Genomic DNA, 16,823 nt, shown 5'->3' with positions numbered 1-16,823 from the left:
CTTTCCCGATGCCGCCCGAGGCGGCTTGCCCATGCAACATCCCTGCATGACCTGCGGCGCCTGCTGCACCCAGTACCGCGTGGCCTTCCACTGGATGGAATCGGACGAGGTCACCCCCGGCGGCGTGCCGCACCAGCTCACCGAGGTGCTCGACCCGCACCGCCTGTGCATGCGCGGCACCCATTCCAAGCCGGTGCGCTGCGTGGCGCTGGACGCGCAGATCGGCGTCTATTCCCGCTGCACGATCCACCCCAACCGCCCCAGCGTGTGCCGCGAGGTGGATGCATCGTGGGAGTACGGCAAGGCCAGCCCGCAGTGCGACAAGGCCCGCATCGCCTATGGGCTGGATCCTCTGACCCTGGCCGACTGGCGCTGGCGCGACGGTGCGGACAACGACGACGACCACCCGGACGACAACGGCAACAGCCCCTCGCCACAGGCGCCGATTGCCGCGTGACGGGCGTGCCGACCAACGGTCGGCACCCACCCATCCCTTCCCCAGGCGTGCCGACCAACGGTCGGCACCCACCCGTTCACTCTCCCGGTGGGTGCCGACCGTTGGTCGGCACACTCTTCAGATCGGGTTCGCGTCCAGGAACGCCCGGATCTCCGGCACCAGCACTTCATGCTTGTCTTCCAGCACGTAGTGGCCGGCATCCTCGAAGGCATGCACCTGCGCCTTCGGCAACGCCGCCTGGAAGCCCTTCAGGAAGTGGTGGTCGAACACGAAATCACGCAGGCCCCAGCCGAGGAAGGCCGGACGATCGGCGAACGACGGCAGCGCCTTGCCGGCGCGCTCCAGCAGTGACCACGCCTTGTCGGCCGGCGACAGCGGAATGTCCTGCATGAAGCGGATGGTGCTGATTCGGTTGGCGTAGCTGTTGTACGGCGACACGTAGGCGCGGCGCACATCGGCCGGCATCTTCCGCTCCACGCCCAGCCACGAGGCACCGGAGGAGAACGCATTGAAGGTGCGGATGATCCACTCGCCGATCTTCCAGTGCCGGCCCAGCGCGATCTGCCACGGCATCTTCTTGGCCGCCGGCATCGGGAACGCGGCGGTGTTGAGCACCACCAGGCGCTTGACCTGGTCGTGGTGCGACAGCGCCCAGCCGAAACCGATCATGCCGCCCCAGTCGTGCACGGCCAGCGTCACCGGGCCGGTGATGCCCAGATGCTTCAGCAGCGCATCCAGATCATCCACCCGCGACTGCAGCGTGTACTCGTAGCGGCTGTCGTCAGGCTTGTCCGACAGGCCCATGCCGATATGGTCCGGCACGATGCAGCGGTACCTGTCCGACAGGCCGGCCACCAGCGTGCGCCAGTAATAGCTCCACGACGGGTTGCCGTGCACCATCACCACCACTTCGCCATCGCGCGGGCCTTCGTCGAGATAGTTCATCGACAGGCCGGGGCGGACCTCGAAACGCTGCGGGTGGGCGGGGTAACCGGGAAGCTGGGACATCGGATCGCACCTGTAGAAAGGGCCGGTAGAACCGGCCCTTGGACACTTGGAAAACTCATCGCTGTCCGTCGCGAGCGATTGGCTGGCAGGTGCGGACGGCGCGCAGCAGGTCAGCGGTGACTTTTTTACCAGACCACTTCAGCCATCGAGCAGTTCAGGCCCGAGCCGATGCCCAGAAGCGCGATGCGGTCGCCCTTCTTCAGCTTGCCCAGCTGCTTGAGCTTGCTCAGCACGATCGGCACCGAGGCCGGACCGATGTTGCCGTGCTCGCCGAAGATGGTCATGACCTTCTTCGGGTCGATGCCGAAATTCTTGATGAACGCCGCGGTGTGCGGCTGGCTGACCTGGTGGATGACGAACTGGTCCAGCTCTTCCACGGCCCAGCCCAGTGCGATCTTGGCGGCGGTGAAGGTCTTCTGGGCCAGCTTGATGCCCTCGATCAGCAGCATGCGGGTGTCGGTGACCATGCGGTCCAGGTTGCCCAGGCACAGCTGGTTCCACTCGGTGGCCGAGCGGGTCACGCCACCCTTGTAGCGCGGCGCGTCGGGCACCAGCTCCGAACGGGCCATCACCATCGCGGCTGCACCGGAACCGGTGGTCAGCGCCGCCAGCTCGTTGCGGAAGTCGTCGGCGGTGACGTCCGGCGCGGTCATCCGCTCCAGGGTCTTTTCGTACACCAGGTTGGCGGTCTCGCCATCGACCACCAGCGCATAGTCGATCTCACCGCGCTCAAGCATGCGCGCAGCGATGTCCATGCCGTTGATGAAGGCCAGGCAGGCATTGGCGACGTCGAAGGTCATGCACTCGTCGCTGACACCGAGGTTGCCGGACACGATGGAAGCGGTGGACGGCTCCAGGTAGTCACGGCTGACCGAGGTGTTGATCAACAGGCCCACCTGCGTCGCATCGATGCCTGCGTCTTCCAGCGCCTTGCGGCCAGCCATGGTGGCCGCATCGGACGCCAGGACACCGTTGTCCCACAGGCGGCGCGCGTGGATGCCGGCGATGTCGCCGAGGACGTCGGTACGGATACCAAGGCGATCCAGCGTCGGCTGCAGGCGTTCGTTGATTTCCTTGGTCGTCAGCGTGTGCGGCGCATCAACGTGAGCCAGGCCGGCAATCGAGACATTCTTGAAGAGCATCGAGGTTAGCGCCAAGGCTCAGGCAAAGGGGGCGCTATTCTATAACCCCCCGGGCCTTCACCGCATCTTTACGAATTCAGCCTTGGCCGTATGGTGAAGGATTCAGCGCGGCGGGCACTGGAAGGCGGCAAAGCGCTGGCTGCCATCGGCAGGGGCCGCAGCGGCCTGCACGGCGTTGGCGCCGGTGGTCGGGGCCTCGTTGCGGGCCAGGGTTTCCAGCTCTTCCTGCACGCGCAGCGGGTTGCGGTTGTAGAAGCCGACCTTGCTCTTCACGGTCACCACTACTTCGCCCTTGGAGATGCAGCCGGCCGGTACCGAGCCTGCCGGCAGCACGCGGGTCGCCTTGCCGGCCGGTTCGATCGGCACCCAGGTGCAGGCGGTGACGGTGAGCAACAGGGACGACAGCAGCAGAACGCGCATGGGCAGGATCCTGGAAGGGAATGTCAGGAGTGTGCCTGAACCGTCTGAATCAGGGATAGCCGAAGAAGGCTGCGGTAGCGCCGGGCCATGCCCGGCGGTTCTTCGAAGGCGTCCAGATGCCGCGCTGCGGGCTCGCCGGGCACGGCCCGGCGCTACCCGCAGGTGCCTGCCCGCCGGAGCGGGCAGGCACATCCCTTACTTCTTGACCGGGTTGCCTTCGGCATCGATCACGGTCACTTCGCCCAGGTTCAAGGCGCGCACGGCCGCTTCGGTCTGCTTGAGGTCACCCACCACCACCCAGGTCAGCGCCTGCGGCTTGATCTCCGCTGCCGCCTGCTGCACCTGTGCCGGGGTCATCGCTTCGATCTCGGCCTTGCGGCGCAGCACGTAGTCGTCCGGACGCTTGAACTGCACGATCGTGCCGATGGTCGCGGCCACCGCGCTGGCGGTCTCGTAGGCGCCAGGCAGGCTCAGGGTCTGGATGTTGCGGATGCGCGCCACTTCCGCGTCGGTCGCCGGCTTGCTGCCGTTGGCGAACTCGGCGATCTCCTTGCGCATTTCCGCCATGGCCGGGCCGGTCTTGTCGATCTGCACCGGTGCCATCGCCATCCACGGGCGCTGGCCCACGGTGTTGCTGGCGCTGGTGCGGGCACCGTAGGACCAGTGCTTGTCCTCGCGCAGGTTCATGTTCAGGCGCGAAGTGAAGTCACCACCGATCACGCCGTTGGCGATGTCGAAGCGGGTCGAGCTGGCGTCGCTGGACGGCGGCACGACCTGGCCGGCGAACAGGTTGGCCTGCACCGCGCCCGGCTGGTCGATCAGGAACACGCGCGGGCTCTTCGGCAGCGCCACGGCGGTGGTGGCCTTGATCGTCGGCGCATCACCGGTGGCCTTCCAGTCGCCCAGCTGCTTGTCCAGCAGCGGCACGATCTCGGCCAGGGTGGTATCGCCCACCACGATCAGGGTGCCGTCCTGCGGGCGCAGCCAGTCGCGGTGGAAGTCGACCAGGTCCTCGCGGCCCAGGCTGCTGATCGCCGCTTCGTCACCGCTGCCGGTGAACGGGATCGCGTACGGGTGGCCCTTGCCGTACAGCAGCGGCGGCAGCACGCGCATCGCTACCGCACCCGGGTTGACCTTCTCCTGCTGGATGCCGGCGATCCAGGTCGCCTTGACCCGGTCGATCTCGCTCTGCTCGAAGCGCGGCTCGCGCAGCAGGCTGGCATACAGCGCCAGCGACGGCACCAGGTTCTCCTTCAGCGCGGACAGTTCCACATCCACCGAATCCAGGCCTGCGGACGCATCGAGATCCGCACCCAGCGCATCGGCTGCATCGGCGAAGGCCAGCGAGCCGAGCTTGCCGGCGCCTTCGGTCATCAGGCTCATGGTGAAGTTGGCGGTGCCCGGCTTGCGGCCCTGGTCAGCGGTGAAGCCGCCCGGGAACTGGTAGCTGAACTGCACCACCGGAATCTCGTGGCGCTCGGCCAGCACCACCTGGGTGCCGTTCTTCAGCGTGGCGCGCTGCAGGGCCGGGAACTTCAGCTGCGGGAACTCGCGGGTCTGCGGCACGCCCGCCTTGCGGTCCACCTGCTCGGGCAGGGTGCTGTACCTGCTGTCGACCGCCGGCACGTTGAACGGCTTCGGCGCCTGCGAGGGGTCTTCCTTCAGCGCCACGCGTTCACCCGGCTCGACCACCAGGGTGTGGCTGCCCTTGTCCAGCCACTGCGCGCCCAGGCGCTTGAGGTCGGCAGCGGTGGCCTTGTCGATGTTGGCCAGCGAGGTGCGGAAGCAGCCCGGGTCGCCGGTGTAGACCGTGCACTCGGCCAGCGCATCGGCCTTGCCACCGAAGCCGCCGATGCGCTCGATGCCGCGGATGAACGCCGCGCGCGAGCCGGTCTTGGCGCGTGCCAGTTCTTCGGCGGTCGGGCCATCCTTGAGCAGGCGCTCGATTTCCTCATCGATGATCTTTTCGACCTTGGCCGGATCCTGGCCCTGCTTCACCGTCGCCATCACCATGAAGTTGGAACCGAGCTGCGAGGCATAGGCGCCGGCGCTGATGTTGTCCACCAGCTTGTCCTGGTGCTGCAGGCGCTGGCTCAGGCGCGAGGACTTGGCGCCGCCGAGCACATAGGCCAGCAGCTGCAGCTGGTCGACGTCGGTGGTGCCTACCTGCGCCACGTTCCAGGCGCGGTAGATGCGTGCCTGCGGCACCTTGTCGGTCATCACCTCGCGGGTGTCGGCCGGCCGCTTGGCCACATCCACCTTCGGCTGCGCCATGGTCGGGCCGGCCGGGATGCTGCCGAAGTACTTGGCGGCCTTTTCCTTGGCGGTGGCCAGGTCGATGTCACCGGCCAGCACCAGTACCGCGTTGTTCGGGCCGTACCAGGTGCGGAACCAGGTCTTGACGTCGTCCAGCGAGGCGGCGTTGAGATCGTTCATCGAGCCGATCACGCTGTGGTGGTACGGGTGGCCCACCGGATACAGCGCGCGGTTGAGCTGTTCCCACACCTGGCCATAGGGCTGGTTCTCGCCCTGGCGCTTCTCGTTCTGCACCACGCCACGCTGTTCGTCGAGCGCAGCCTGGTCGATCGCGCCAACCAGATGGCCCATGCGGTCCGATTCCATCCACAGCGCCATGTCCAGCGCGGTGGTCGGCACGTTCTCGAAATAGTTGGTGCGGTCGGTATTGGTGGTGCCGTTCTGGCCGGTCGCACCCACCTGCTTGAAGGGTTCGAAGTACTCGCCGTCGTGGTTCTCGCTGCTCTGGAACATCAGGTGTTCAAACAGATGCGCGAAGCCGGTGCGACCGGCGGGCTCGTCCTTGCTGCCGACGTGGTACCAGATGTTGACCGCGACGATTGGTGCCTTGCGATCGGTATGCACCACCACGCGCAGGCCGTTGGGCAGGGTGAACTGCTCGAACGGGATATCGACCTTGCTGGTCGCGGCCGGCTTGGCCGCCAGCGCGTAGGTCGGCGCGAGCGTGCCGAGAGCAGTACTGAGAGCAACAGCGAGCAGCGCGGCGCGCGGGCGCAGGGTGAGCGACATATCCGGGTCCTTGGTCACGAAGGTGAATCCCGATCCTAGCGCGGGCGTGCGGCCACCGGTATCGGCCACCAGTCACTGGGGGTGATCGGCCCCCTCGGCCTTTGTGATTGGCCGTTCCCGGGTCACGAACGGCGGTGATTCACGTCCGGACAGTGTCCGCAGCCCCCCGAATGGACAGGTGTCCGCCCTGCGGACACTTTCGGTGAGTCATAAAACCCTTATGAATCAACGACTAAAAGTTGGCACGGGGATTGCTTTGTACTTCCTGCGCCAGGAAGGGCTTCAGACGAAAGCTGACTGAAGACTGAACAAAAGCAGGAAATCGAAAATTCCGCTTGCATCCCCAGAACTGGTGTTCTACCTTACTACCACACCACTGATCACCAACACTAAACAGGCCCCGTCATGAACGCCAAGACCATTGCCATCGCCATCGCCCTGATCGCCGGCACCGCGGTTGTTTCGTCGGTGCAGGCCTCCGAATCCATCAAGACCCTGTCCACCGTGCAGGTCCGCCCGGCCGCCGACCAGCTGGTCCAGCAGGCCTGGGAACAGGCCAGCGGCATCCCGACCCTGGCCACTGTCGAAGTGCGCCCCAGCGTCGACCAGCTGGCCGAGCGCGACGGCTTCATCGCCAGCCCGGTCGCCGCCGCGCTGCCGATCACCACCCTGGCCTCGGTTGAAGTGCGCCCGAGCCTGGAGCAGCGGGTCGCCCTGGCTGCCGAGCAGGAAGCCCAGCGCTACGCCGCCACCCTGGCAGCGGCCGCCACCAGCGTCGCCAACCAGGTGATCGTCAACCTGCCGGCCCTGCAGGTGCGTCCGAGCGCCGCCCAGCTGCAGGCCTTCGCTGCCGAAACCGCCCAGGTCCTGCTGCGCCCGTAAGCGACGTCCGCCCTGCCCCGCGCGGGGCGTGCGTCGTAAAGGCGGCCGCCGTCGCAGGTACACTGCGCCGATGAATGCCGCGCCCCAGTTCCACGTGATCCTGTTCCAACCGGAAATCCCGCCCAACACGGGCAATGTGATCCGGCTCTGCGCCAACACCGGCGCGCAGCTGCACCTGGTCGAGCCGCTCGGCTTCGCACTGGAAGACAAGCAGCTCAAGCGCGCCGGCCTGGACTACCACGAGTACTCGCGCCTGCAGGTGCATCCGGACCTGGACACTGCGCTGGCGCGGATCGCACCGAAGCGGTTGTTCGCCCTGAGTACGCGTGCCAGCGTCCGCTATGACAGCGTGGCGTTCGACGACGGTGATGCCTTCCTGTTCGGCCCGGAAAGTCGTGGCCTGCCGCAGGACGTGCTTGATGCCCTGCCCGATGGTCGCCGGCTGCGCCTGCCGATGCGGCCGGACAACCGTAGCCTCAACCTGTCCAACACCGTTGCGGTGGTGATGTACGAGGCGTGGCGCCAGCATGGGTTTGCCGGCGGGGCGTAGTTCGCGTTTGTCACTTTCTTTGCTCGCGCACCGCGCTGCAGGAGCAGCGCGGAACGGCGTAGCCGGCCCGTAGGGTGGCGCACATGGATGTGCGCCATCAAGAAAGTAACCAAAGAAACGCGCCGCCATCCGCGAGCCGGTGCTGCGCACCGGTACCCTGCGCCCCTCGGCTCGCTTCAAGGCGGCCCCAACAGCCGCTCAGTAGATCCACGCCATGCGTGGATGGCTGTTCCCCGCCCCGCTCAGAACGCGTTGATCCCGGTCAGCTCACGTCCGATCACCAGCTGGTGCACGGTCTCGGTGCCTTCATAGGTGATCACCGATTCCAGGTTCAGCGCATGGCGGATCGCCACGTGCTCGGTGGTGATGCCGGCGCCGCCCAGCAGGTCGCGGCATTCGCGGGCGATGTCGATCGCCATGCGGCAGTTGTTCCACTTGGCCAGGCTGACCTGCTGCGGTTGCACCTGCCCGGCTTCCTTCAGTCGGCCGAGCTGCAACGCCAGCAGCTGCGCCATGGTGATGCGCCGGGCCATGTCGGCCAGCTTGATCTGCGCGCTCTGCGTGGCCGCCAACGGACGGCCGAACAGCACGCGCTCCTTGGCATACCCCAGCGCTTCATCCAGGCAGGCGATGGCCGAGCCGATCGGGCCCCAGCTGATGCCGAAACGCGCCTGGGTCAAGCAGCCCAGCGGCCCCTTCAGCCCCTTCACGTTCGGCAGTCGGTGGCTGTCGGGTACGCGCACGTCGTCGAAGAACAGCGCGCCGGTCAGCGACGCGCGCAGGCTCATCTTGTGCTTGATCTCCTGCGTGGTGAAGCCGGGCATGCCCTTCTCCAGCACGAAGCCCTGGATGCCGTCTTCGGTCTGTGCCCAGACGATGGCCAGGTCGGCCACCGGCCCGCTGGTGATCCACATCTTGCTGCCGTTGATGCGCCAGTCGCTGCCATCGCGCACCGCGCGGGTCTTCATGCTGGCCGGGTCGGAACCACCATGTGCCTCGGTCAGGCCGAAACAGCCGATCAATTCGCCGCGCGCCATCGCCGGCAACCATTGCCGGCGCTGTTCTTCGCTGCCGTAAGCAAAGATCGGGTACATGCACAGCGAGCTCTGCACCGACACGAAGCTGCGCAGGCCCGAATCACCCCGCTCCAGCTCCTGACAGATCAGCCCGTAACTGACCGCGCCAAGGTCGCCGCCGCCGTACTCGGCCGGCAGCGTGGCGCCGAGCAGCCCAAGCGCGGCGATCTCCGGCACCAGTTCCGACGGGAACCGTGCCTGGTCGAAGGCATCACCGATGATCGGCAGCACGCGCTCGTTGGTGAAGCGGGCCACGCTCTCCTGTACCGCGCGCTCTTCCTCGCTGAGCAGGGAACGGACATCGAACAGGTCGTACGGATCCAAAGCCATGGCACTCACACGCAGTCGGGACTGCCGCCATTGTCGGCCATCCGGGCGGAGTTGGTGTGCGGGTAGAGGCCGACCCTGGTCGGCGCTGGTGTTTCCGCTCACGCCCACCAAGGTTGGCACCTGCCAGACCACGCGCATTACGCTGCATTGCAGCAATTGCGATGTGAACATCGGCGATCTAGCTCGATCACGCCCGTCCCGGTACCCTGACACATTCAAACAACCGTTTCGCCCGTGGCTGCACGCGCGATTCCCAGGCAACCGCCGGTGGCCCCGATGCCGGCACTACCCACGAGTCATGCAATCGATGAGTGCTGAAGCCAACGCCCTGCCCCCGCGTGAAGTCATGGAATTCGACGTGGTCGTCGTCGGTGCCGGCCCGGCCGGCCTGGCCACCGCGATCCGCCTGCGCCAACGTGCGATCGACGCCGGCCGCGAACTGTCGGTATGCGTGCTGGAGAAGGGCTCCGAACCCGGCGCGCACGTGCTGTCCGGCGCGGTGATGGACCCGCGCGCGCTGACCGAACTGTTCCCGGACTGGGCCGAGCGCGGCGCACCGCTGAAGCAGAAGGTCACCCGCGACGAGTTCCTGTTCCTCAGCGAGACCGGCGCGCGCACCACCCCGCACGCGCTGTTGCCCGAGTGCTTCCACAACGAAGGCAACTACATCATCAGCCTGGGCGAGGTCACCCGCTGGCTGGCGCAGCAGGCCGAGGCGCTGGAAGTGGCGATCTTCCCCGGCTTCGCCGCCGCCGAAGTGCTGTACGGCGATGACGGCGCGGTGATCGGCGTGGCTACCGGCGACATGGGCATCGAAAAGGACGGCACGATCGGTCCGGCCTTCGAGCGCGGCATGGCCCTGCATGCGAAGTACACGGTGTTCGCCGAAGGCGCGCGCGGCCACCTCGGCCGTCAGCTGATCAGCCGTTTCAAGCTGGACGAAGGCAAGGATCCGCAGGCCTACGGCATCGGCATCAAGGAACTGTGGCAGATCGACCCGGCCAAGCATGAGCCGGGCCTGGTGGTGCACGCCGCCGGCTGGCCGCTGGATACCGACACCTACGGCGGTGCCTTCCTGTACCACGCCGACGGCGGCAAGGTCGCCATCGGCTACGTGGTCGGCCTGGACTACAAGAACCCCTGGCTGAGCCCGTTCGAGGAATTCCAGCGCTTCAAGACCCATCCGTCGATCCGCAAGCATCTGGAAGGCGGCACCCGCATCGGCTACGGCGCGCGTGCGATCACTGCGGGCGGCCTGATGTCGCTGCCCAAGACCGTGTTCCCCGGCGGCGCCCTGGTCGGCTGCGAAGCCGGCTACCTCAACGTCAGCCGCATCAAGGGCAGCCACGCTGCGATCAAGACCGGCATGCTGTGCGCCGATGCCGCCTTCGATGCGCTGGTGGCCGATCGCCAGCACGATGAGCTCAGCGCCTACCCGGCCGCCTTTGAAACCAGCTGGCTGCACGACGAACTGAAGCTGTCCAAGAACTTCAAGCAGTGGTTCAAGAAGGGCCAGACCGTGGCCACGCTGATGACCGGCATCGAGCAGTGGCTGCTGCCGAAGCTGGGCGTGCGCAACCCGCCGTGGACCCTGCGCCACAGCATCCCGGACCACGCCTGCCTGGAGCCGGCATCCAAGCACACGCGCATTGCCTATCCCAAGCCCGATGGCGTGCTGACCTTCGACCGCCTCAGCTCGGTGTTCCTCAGCAGCACCAACCACGACGAGAACCAGCCCAGCCACCTGACGCTGAAGGATGCGAGCATCCCGGTGAAGGTGAACCTGGCCGAGTACGCCGGTCCGGAAGCGCGCTACTGCCCGGCGGGCGTGTACGAGTTCGTCGGCGACGGCAACGATGCGCGGCTGCAGATCAACGCGCAGAACTGCGTGCACTGCAAGACCTGCGACATCAAGGATCCGACCCAGAACATCGTCTGGGTGACCCCGCAGGGCGGCGGCGGACCGAACTACTCCGGCATGTGACCGGCGATGGGGCTGCGACGGCCGGTCGCAGCCCCACGGCGCGTGCGCCCGTTATCCTGCTCGCCCATGCGTGCCCTTCGCCTGCTTCCCGCTGTTGCCACGATCCTGCTCGCCAGTGCGTGCCAGCGCCCGCCCGCTGCGCCCAGCACGCCCGAACAGGCGCGCCAGCAGGCGATGCAGCGCGCGTTCGAACTGTGCGCGGGCTGCCATACCGTCAATGCCGGCGGCATCCACCGCTTCGGTCCCAACCTGCATGGGGTGATCGGCCGTCGTGCGGGCAGCCTGCCCGACTACGGATACTCGCAGGGCATGCGCCATGCCGACTTCGTGTGGAGTGCGCAGACCCTGGACACCTTCCTGCAGTCGCCCACCCATCTGGTACCCGGCACGCGCATGTACAACGCCTTCCCGAGCGCCGAGCGTCGCGCGCTGGTGATCGCTTACCTGCAGGAGCACGCGGCTCAGTGAGCCAGGCGCTGCAGCTGGTGCTGCAGATGCGCCACGAACTGCCCGGCGTCGGCAACCGCCGATGCGACCTCTGCATCGCCCGCGGCCTGCAACCGTTCCACCAGCGCGTTGGCGCGATCGGCCAGGCCGCGTGCACCCACCGCCCCCAGCGCACCGGCCTGCCGATGCAGGTGCAGCGCGGCCGTCACCCGATCGCCTTCGTGCAGCGCGCGCTGCAGGGCCGCGATGTCCTCGTTGCTGGCCTTGACCAGGCTGTCGTGCAGCTGCCGGGCGATCTCGCGCGAACCGAAGCGCCGTTGCAGGGTCGCCAGGTCGGGTAGCCCCTCGTCGCCCTCGGGCTCATCGTCGCTGTCCACCGCGGCCTGGTCATCTTCAGCACCCTCGGCGCGCGGCAACCAGCGCAGCAGTGCCTGCCGCAGCGTCGCCAGCGACAACGGCTTGGCCAGCACGTCGTCCATGCCGGCTTCGCGGCAGCGGCGTGCGTCATCGTCAAGCACGCTGGCGGTCAGCGCCAGCACCGGCATCCGCGGCTGGCCGTTGCGCCCCTCGCGCTCGCGCAGCAGGCGGGTGAAACCAAATCCATCCAGCACCGGCATGCGGCAGTCGGTGATGACCAGATCGAAGGATTCCTCCGCCAGCCGGTCCAATGCCTGCTGCCCGTCATCGACCAGCACATGCGGCACGCCCAGCTGCTGCAGGCGCCAGGCCATCATCGCCTGGTTGGTGGGATGGTCTTCAATGATCATCACCCGTGCCTGGCGCAGATCAGGGGGCAGCAGCGCGATCTGCTGGTGCTCGGCCTGCAGCGCGATCACATCCTCGCTGCGCGCCTCCACCAGCGACAGCAGCACGTCAACCCGCGTTCCTTCGCCCAGCGTGCTTTCCAGCTTCAGTTCGCCGTCCATCTTCTGCACCAGGCGCCGGCAGATGCTCAGGCCCAGCCCGGTGCCCCCATGGTCGCGCTGGATGTACGCGCCGGCCTGGGTGAAGGGTTCGAACAGGGTCGGCAGCTGCTCCGGCGCGATGCCGATGCCGGTGTCGGTGACGCTCAGGCGCAGCTGCTGGCTGCCATCCTCGGCAGTAGGCCCCAACACTTCCAGCTGCAGTCGCACCGAGCCCTTCACGGTGAACTTGATGGCATTGCTGAGCAGGTTGAACACGATCTGGCGCAGGCGCACGCCGTCCACCTCATGGGCCTGTGCCAGCTGTTCGTCGATGTCCAGCTGCAGATCCAGGCCACGCGCCGTGGCCTGCGGCAACAACAGTCGATGCACACCCTCCAGCAGTGGCCGCACCGGCAGCGGCACCGGCTCCAGGCGCAGCGCGCCCGCTTCCATCCGCGAATAGTCGAGGATGTCGTCCAGGATCTGCCGCAGCATCTGCGCCGAGTCTTCGATCACGCCGAGGATGCGTTGCTGTTCGGCGTCCAGCGGCGAATGCGCCAGCACTTCCAGCATGCCCAGCACACCGCTCATCGGTGTGCGGATTTCATGGCTCATGGTGGCCAGGAAGCGCGATTTCGCTGCTGCAGCCTGCTCGGCTTCGACCATCGCCGCGGCCAGCGCGTCGGCCTGCGCGCGCGCCTGGCTCACGTCCACCCAGTAACCACTCCAGGTCACCGCACCCGCTTCGGTTGAATACGGGTGCGCCTGGCTGCGCACCCAGCAGGGCGCGCTTCCGTCGCGGTGGATACGGAACTCGAAGGACAGCGGGGCGAAATTGCGCGCCGCCAGCTCCATCGCACGCAGCACCTTTTCGCGGTCGTCGGCATCGATGCATGCCAGCAGCGCCTGCCCGTCCGACTCCGCCTGCTGCCGGCTGATGCCGAACATCGACTGCACATCGCCGGCAATGAAGGGGAAGCTCAGGGTGCCGTCCGCTTCGCGGCGGGCCTGGTAGACGATGGCAGGCAGGTTGTCGGTCACCTCGGCCAGGCGCTGCTCCAGCTCGCGACGGCCAGCCACTTCGCGGCGCAACCGCCAGTGCCCCAGCCCATGCATTGCCACAGCAGTGGTCAGCACCAGCAGCAGGGGAAGGCCCCAGCGCAGCAGGGTGCGCCAGTCCACTCCATCGCGGTATTCCACCGACAACCAATCGCCGCGCAGGGCCTCGCGCCGGCGCGGCCCCATCTGCAGCAGCAGGCGGTCGAAGGTGGTGGCCAATGCCGCATGGCGACGCTCCACCGCCAGCGCCAGCTGGTCGTTGAACCCGGCTGGCGCGGCCAGTTGCAGGCGCCCCGGGAAGCGGTTGCGCAGCAGCTGGTCGACCAGCGCCAGGTTGCCCACGTAGGCATCGGCCTCGCCATCGGCCAAGCGTTGCAGGGCCTGCTCGGCGCTGCGCGCGGCGACGATCTTCACCGACGGTGCCTGATGCTGCACGTAGCCACGGATGCGCTCGGGATCGGACAACAGCACGCGCTTGCCGTCCAGGTCCGACAAACCCAGCATCGACGGACTGTCAGTGCGGGTGACAATCACATTGGGAACGGTGATGAAGGGCTGGCTGAACACCCATTCCGGCCCGAGATAGTTCGAATCGGCAGGAATGCCGATCACCGCCTGCAGTTCTCCGCGACGCGCCTTCTCGCGCACCTCATACCAGTCATGGCTGTTTTCAACCTGCAGGTTGGCGCCGGCCTGCAGCAGGCGCTGCAGGTATTCGTTGGTCAGGCCACTGGGCTTGCCAGTCCTGTCGGCAAACGACAGCGGCGCGGCGTTGGGCGCAAAGCCGATCTTCAAGGGTTGCTGCAGCACGCGTTTCTCGGCCTGGCTCAATGCCAGCTGCGCCGACGCCGACCACTGCGGCGGTGGCAGCCAGCGCTGCGCGAGGGCGTCACGCTGCGCTTCGCTGACGGCGGCAAGCGCCAGGTCCAGTGCTTCGGACAACGGCTGTTTGCTGTTGGGCACACCGAAATGCAACTGCTCCGGGGGCAGATCGCTGGGCCGCAGCAACGCCACACCCTTCAACCCGTTGGCGGCGATCAGTTCCGTCGCCACGTAGGCATTGCCGATGAAAATGTCGGCTTTGTCGTCTCTGACCATACGCAAGGCCGTCAGCGTGTTGTCTGCGACAAGTTGTCGTGCCCTTGGGAACCGCGCACGCACCTGCGGTCCGGTCATGAAGTCCTGCTCGACCACAACGCGCAGGCCATCCAGATCAGGTGCCTCCGAAGCACGCAGGTCCTGAGGACGTCCGACCATGGCCAGCGGTGCTTCGGCATAGGCGGCGGTATAGACCATGCAACGGGTACGCTCGGCGCTGAGCGCGATGTTCATCACCACGTCGATTTCGCCGCGACATGCCGCATCCAGCACGGAGGGCCAGTCCGCAAAACGGCGCGTCTCCACCTTCAGGCCAAGCTGCCGGGCCGAAAGCGTCAGGTAGTCCGGGCCGAGGCCCACCTGCTTCCCGTCCTGGATCGACTCAAAAGGAGGCCAGCCACTGTCATACTGTCCAACAACGACAACAGGATGTGCGGCCAGGTACTCGCGCTGCAGGGGGCTGAGCGGCAACGGCCCCGGCGTGGACGCAGGCTGGGCCAGCGCCGGCAGCGCCAGCAGGGTCGTCAACAGGATCAGTCCACGAGCCGCCCAGCTGCGCATCTGCAACGATCTCCTGGAAGTCCTGCCAGGGACCGCGACGGTCGCGGTCCGGCGTGCCGGTGGCCATACTAGAGCATGACCTTGCGCATCATCATCGCAGACGATCACCCCGTGGTCCGCATCGGTACCCGCGCCGTCATCGAATCCAGCGGCGTTGGCCGCGTCGTTGGCGAGGCCGACAACGCCCAGGCGCTGATGACCCTGCTGACGACCCAGCCCTGCGACCTGCTGGTCACCGACTACTCGATGCCTGGCAGCCCGCAGGCCGATGGCTTCGCCATGATCGGCATGATCCGCCGCCGCCATCCCGACCTGCCGGTGCTCATGCTCAGCGTCTCCAACAACCTGGCGATCCTGCGCATGGTGCTCGACAGCGGCGTGCTCGGTCTGGTCGACAAGAGTTCGTCGATGGATGAACTGCCGCAGGCGATCCAGGCGGTCTATCGCGGCCAGTCCTACATCAGCCGCAGCCTGCGCGAGCGGGTGGAGGAAGCCGGCAGCTGGCGCATGCGCGAGGGTGACGGCAAGCCGTTGTCGCCGCGCGAAGTGGAGGTGCTGCGGCTGCTCGGCACCGGCATGACGGTCAAGGAAATCTCGCTGCAGCTGCACAAGAGCGTCAGCACCATCAGCCGCCAGAAGGGTGACGCCATGCTCAAGCTCGGGCTGAAGGGCGACGCGGAGCTGTTCGACTACCTGCGCGACGGCAGGATCTGAGACACCGTTCGCAGTTCTCTGGCGGGAGGCTCCTCCCTGCCCCCTGTGATCGCCGTCGCATCTGTGCCATCATCCGCGTCGATGGGTTTTCCTATGCGAGGTCGAAGGAATCGACCGGCTCATCACGACGTTCCCCCTCATCGAGGGCGGGGCGTGTTCTGCGTTGGCCTTCCTGCCCGACGCCCGCAAACCATGGAGAGGTGCATGAAGATCCTTCCGGAATCCCGCTTGGCCCGTGTCCGCCCACGCCTGTGTGCGACGTTCGCCGGCCTGCTCGTTGCGCTGCTTGCCAGTGCCTGCACCCCCTCGCCTTCGACCGCGTCACCACAGGGCGCCACCGCGCCACGACAGGATGTTGCCCCGATGCAGAGCTCCGCCACACCCGCCACCAAGGCCACCGCCACGCCCCCCGATGCCGGCAGCGTGCTGTATTTCATCTACGACGTCGACGGCGATGGCGCCGTTTCGTATGAAGTAGCCAATGGCAGTGTCGCCACCTTCTGGTTCGGCCATGCCTTCGAACTGGCCGGCACCCGCTATTACACCGGCTTTGCCTGGAACACACCGCAGAAGTACGGCAAGCCCGGCGAAGACGAAGCCGGTCCGGACAGCCAGGTCACCCTGACCGAGGCCACCTTCACCCTGACCGGCGACAAGCCGGATCGTCCCTGGGTGTTCAAGGGCGCCGAACCGTGGATCGGTACCGTCGGCGCCTATGGCACCGCGCCGGACATCGACAGCAAGCGCAAGCCGCTGGAATACCGCACTCCGGCCGGCAAGCTGGTGCTGGCGGTGCCGACCAGCACCTTCGCTACCGGTACCAGCATCGAAAGCTACACCGTGCTGGTATTCAACCCGGACTATGAGAAGTCCGAAGACGGCCAGGTCTGGGCCAGCGCGGGCACGGTGATCACCGGCGAAGACAATTCAGCCGCCTGCGACGAGGGCCAGGTGATGCCGTGCGTCAGCAACCGGGGCGCACTGGCCTTCAGCGCCGTCGCCGGCAGCGACCTGCCCACCATCACCGTCACCGCCACCGGCACCACCATTTCCGGCCCGGGCCAGACCCGTGCGCTGGGTGCGGCCGACGCGCGCCAGTACCACTACGACGCCGCCCGCAAGGCCTACGTCGAAAAGTAAGACGC

General features: G+C 66.9%; 13 protein-coding genes. 7 read left to right on the top strand and 6 right to left on the bottom strand.

The window, feature by feature from the left end:
• Positions 1-31 precede the first annotated feature (31 nt).
• Positions 32-457: a YkgJ family cysteine cluster protein gene (locus tag CLM74_RS00920; protein WP_025875849.1), complete on the top strand. Its 426-nt coding sequence runs from the start codon at positions 32-34 to the stop codon at positions 455-457.
• 117 nt (positions 458-574) lie between these two features.
• On the opposite strand, the gene CLM74_RS00915 is transcribed toward CLM74_RS00920, so the two are convergent.
• The 4 genes from CLM74_RS00915 to CLM74_RS00900 all read right to left on the bottom strand — a co-directional run bounded on the left by CLM74_RS00915 (position 575) and on the right by CLM74_RS00900 (position 6,072).
• Positions 575-1,465 (bottom strand): alpha/beta fold hydrolase, encoded by an 891-nt coding sequence (locus CLM74_RS00915; RefSeq protein ID WP_033832736.1) that lies wholly within the window; start codon positions 1,463-1,465, stop codon positions 575-577.
• 125 nt (positions 1,466-1,590) lie between these two features.
• Positions 1,591-2,607, bottom strand: a complete 1,017-nt coding sequence (locus CLM74_RS00910) for a 3-oxoacyl-ACP synthase III (protein ID WP_025875853.1) — start codon at positions 2,605-2,607, stop codon at positions 1,591-1,593.
• Between the two features lie 102 nt (positions 2,608-2,709).
• The gene (locus tag CLM74_RS00905) at positions 2,710-3,027 is read right to left on the bottom strand and encodes a DUF4156 domain-containing protein (RefSeq protein ID WP_105163250.1); all 318 of its coding nucleotides are present in this window, start codon (positions 3,025-3,027) and stop codon (positions 2,710-2,712) included.
• A 195-nt stretch (positions 3,028-3,222) separates the two neighbouring features.
• Positions 3,223-6,072 (bottom strand): pitrilysin family protein, encoded by a 2,850-nt coding sequence (locus CLM74_RS00900; RefSeq protein ID WP_059063196.1) that lies wholly within the window; start codon positions 6,070-6,072, stop codon positions 3,223-3,225.
• 405 nt (positions 6,073-6,477) lie between these two features.
• On the opposite strand from CLM74_RS00900, the gene CLM74_RS00895 reads away from it, so the two are divergent.
• Positions 6,478-6,954, top strand: coding sequence for a hypothetical protein (locus CLM74_RS00895; RefSeq protein WP_025875859.1), 477 nt, complete (start codon positions 6,478-6,480; stop codon positions 6,952-6,954).
• 70 nt (positions 6,955-7,024) lie between these two features.
• On the top strand, positions 7,025-7,504 hold the full coding sequence (locus CLM74_RS00890; RefSeq protein ID WP_032978095.1) for a tRNA (cytidine(34)-2'-O)-methyltransferase: 480 nt from the start codon (positions 7,025-7,027) through the stop codon (positions 7,502-7,504).
• A 242-nt stretch (positions 7,505-7,746) separates the two neighbouring features.
• Here CLM74_RS00890 and CLM74_RS00885 read toward each other — a convergent pair whose 3' ends face one another.
• A complete protein-coding gene (locus CLM74_RS00885; protein ID WP_093820839.1) occupies positions 7,747-8,910 on the bottom strand; it encodes an acyl-CoA dehydrogenase family protein in 1,164 nt (387 codons plus the stop codon).
• A gap of 307 nt (positions 8,911-9,217) precedes the next feature.
• On the opposite strand from CLM74_RS00885, the gene CLM74_RS00880 reads away from it, so the two are divergent.
• Positions 9,218-10,894, top strand: coding sequence for an electron transfer flavoprotein-ubiquinone oxidoreductase (locus CLM74_RS00880; RefSeq protein ID WP_025875865.1), 1,677 nt, complete (start codon positions 9,218-9,220; stop codon positions 10,892-10,894).
• Positions 10,895-10,960: 66 nt separating this feature from the next.
• Positions 10,961-11,362, top strand: a complete 402-nt coding sequence (locus CLM74_RS00875) for a c-type cytochrome (RefSeq protein ID WP_105163249.1) — start codon at positions 10,961-10,963, stop codon at positions 11,360-11,362.
• On the opposite strand, the gene CLM74_RS00870 is transcribed toward CLM74_RS00875, so the two are convergent.
• Positions 11,356-14,964, bottom strand: a complete 3,609-nt coding sequence (locus CLM74_RS00870; RefSeq protein WP_105163248.1) for a transporter substrate-binding domain-containing protein — start codon at positions 14,962-14,964, stop codon at positions 11,356-11,358. The genes CLM74_RS00875 and CLM74_RS00870 overlap by 7 nt on opposite strands.
• 75 nt (positions 14,965-15,039) lie before the next feature.
• Here CLM74_RS00870 and CLM74_RS00865 point away from each other — a divergent pair, with 75 nt between their 5' ends.
• Positions 15,040-15,678 (top strand): response regulator transcription factor, encoded by a 639-nt coding sequence (locus CLM74_RS00865; RefSeq protein ID WP_025875871.1) that lies wholly within the window; start codon positions 15,040-15,042, stop codon positions 15,676-15,678.
• A 204-nt stretch (positions 15,679-15,882) separates the two neighbouring features.
• The gene (locus tag CLM74_RS00860; protein ID WP_189487045.1) at positions 15,883-16,818 is read left to right on the top strand and encodes a hypothetical protein; all 936 of its coding nucleotides are present in this window, start codon (positions 15,883-15,885) and stop codon (positions 16,816-16,818) included.
• Positions 16,819-16,823 lie beyond the last annotated feature (5 nt).

Origin of the sequence: Stenotrophomonas sp. MYb57 (assembly GCF_002966815.1) — a bacterium.
In the GTDB taxonomy this organism is placed as follows: Bacteria; Pseudomonadota; Gammaproteobacteria; order Xanthomonadales; family Xanthomonadaceae; genus Stenotrophomonas; species Stenotrophomonas indicatrix.
This window is presented reverse-complemented; position numbering and strand designations above follow the sequence as displayed.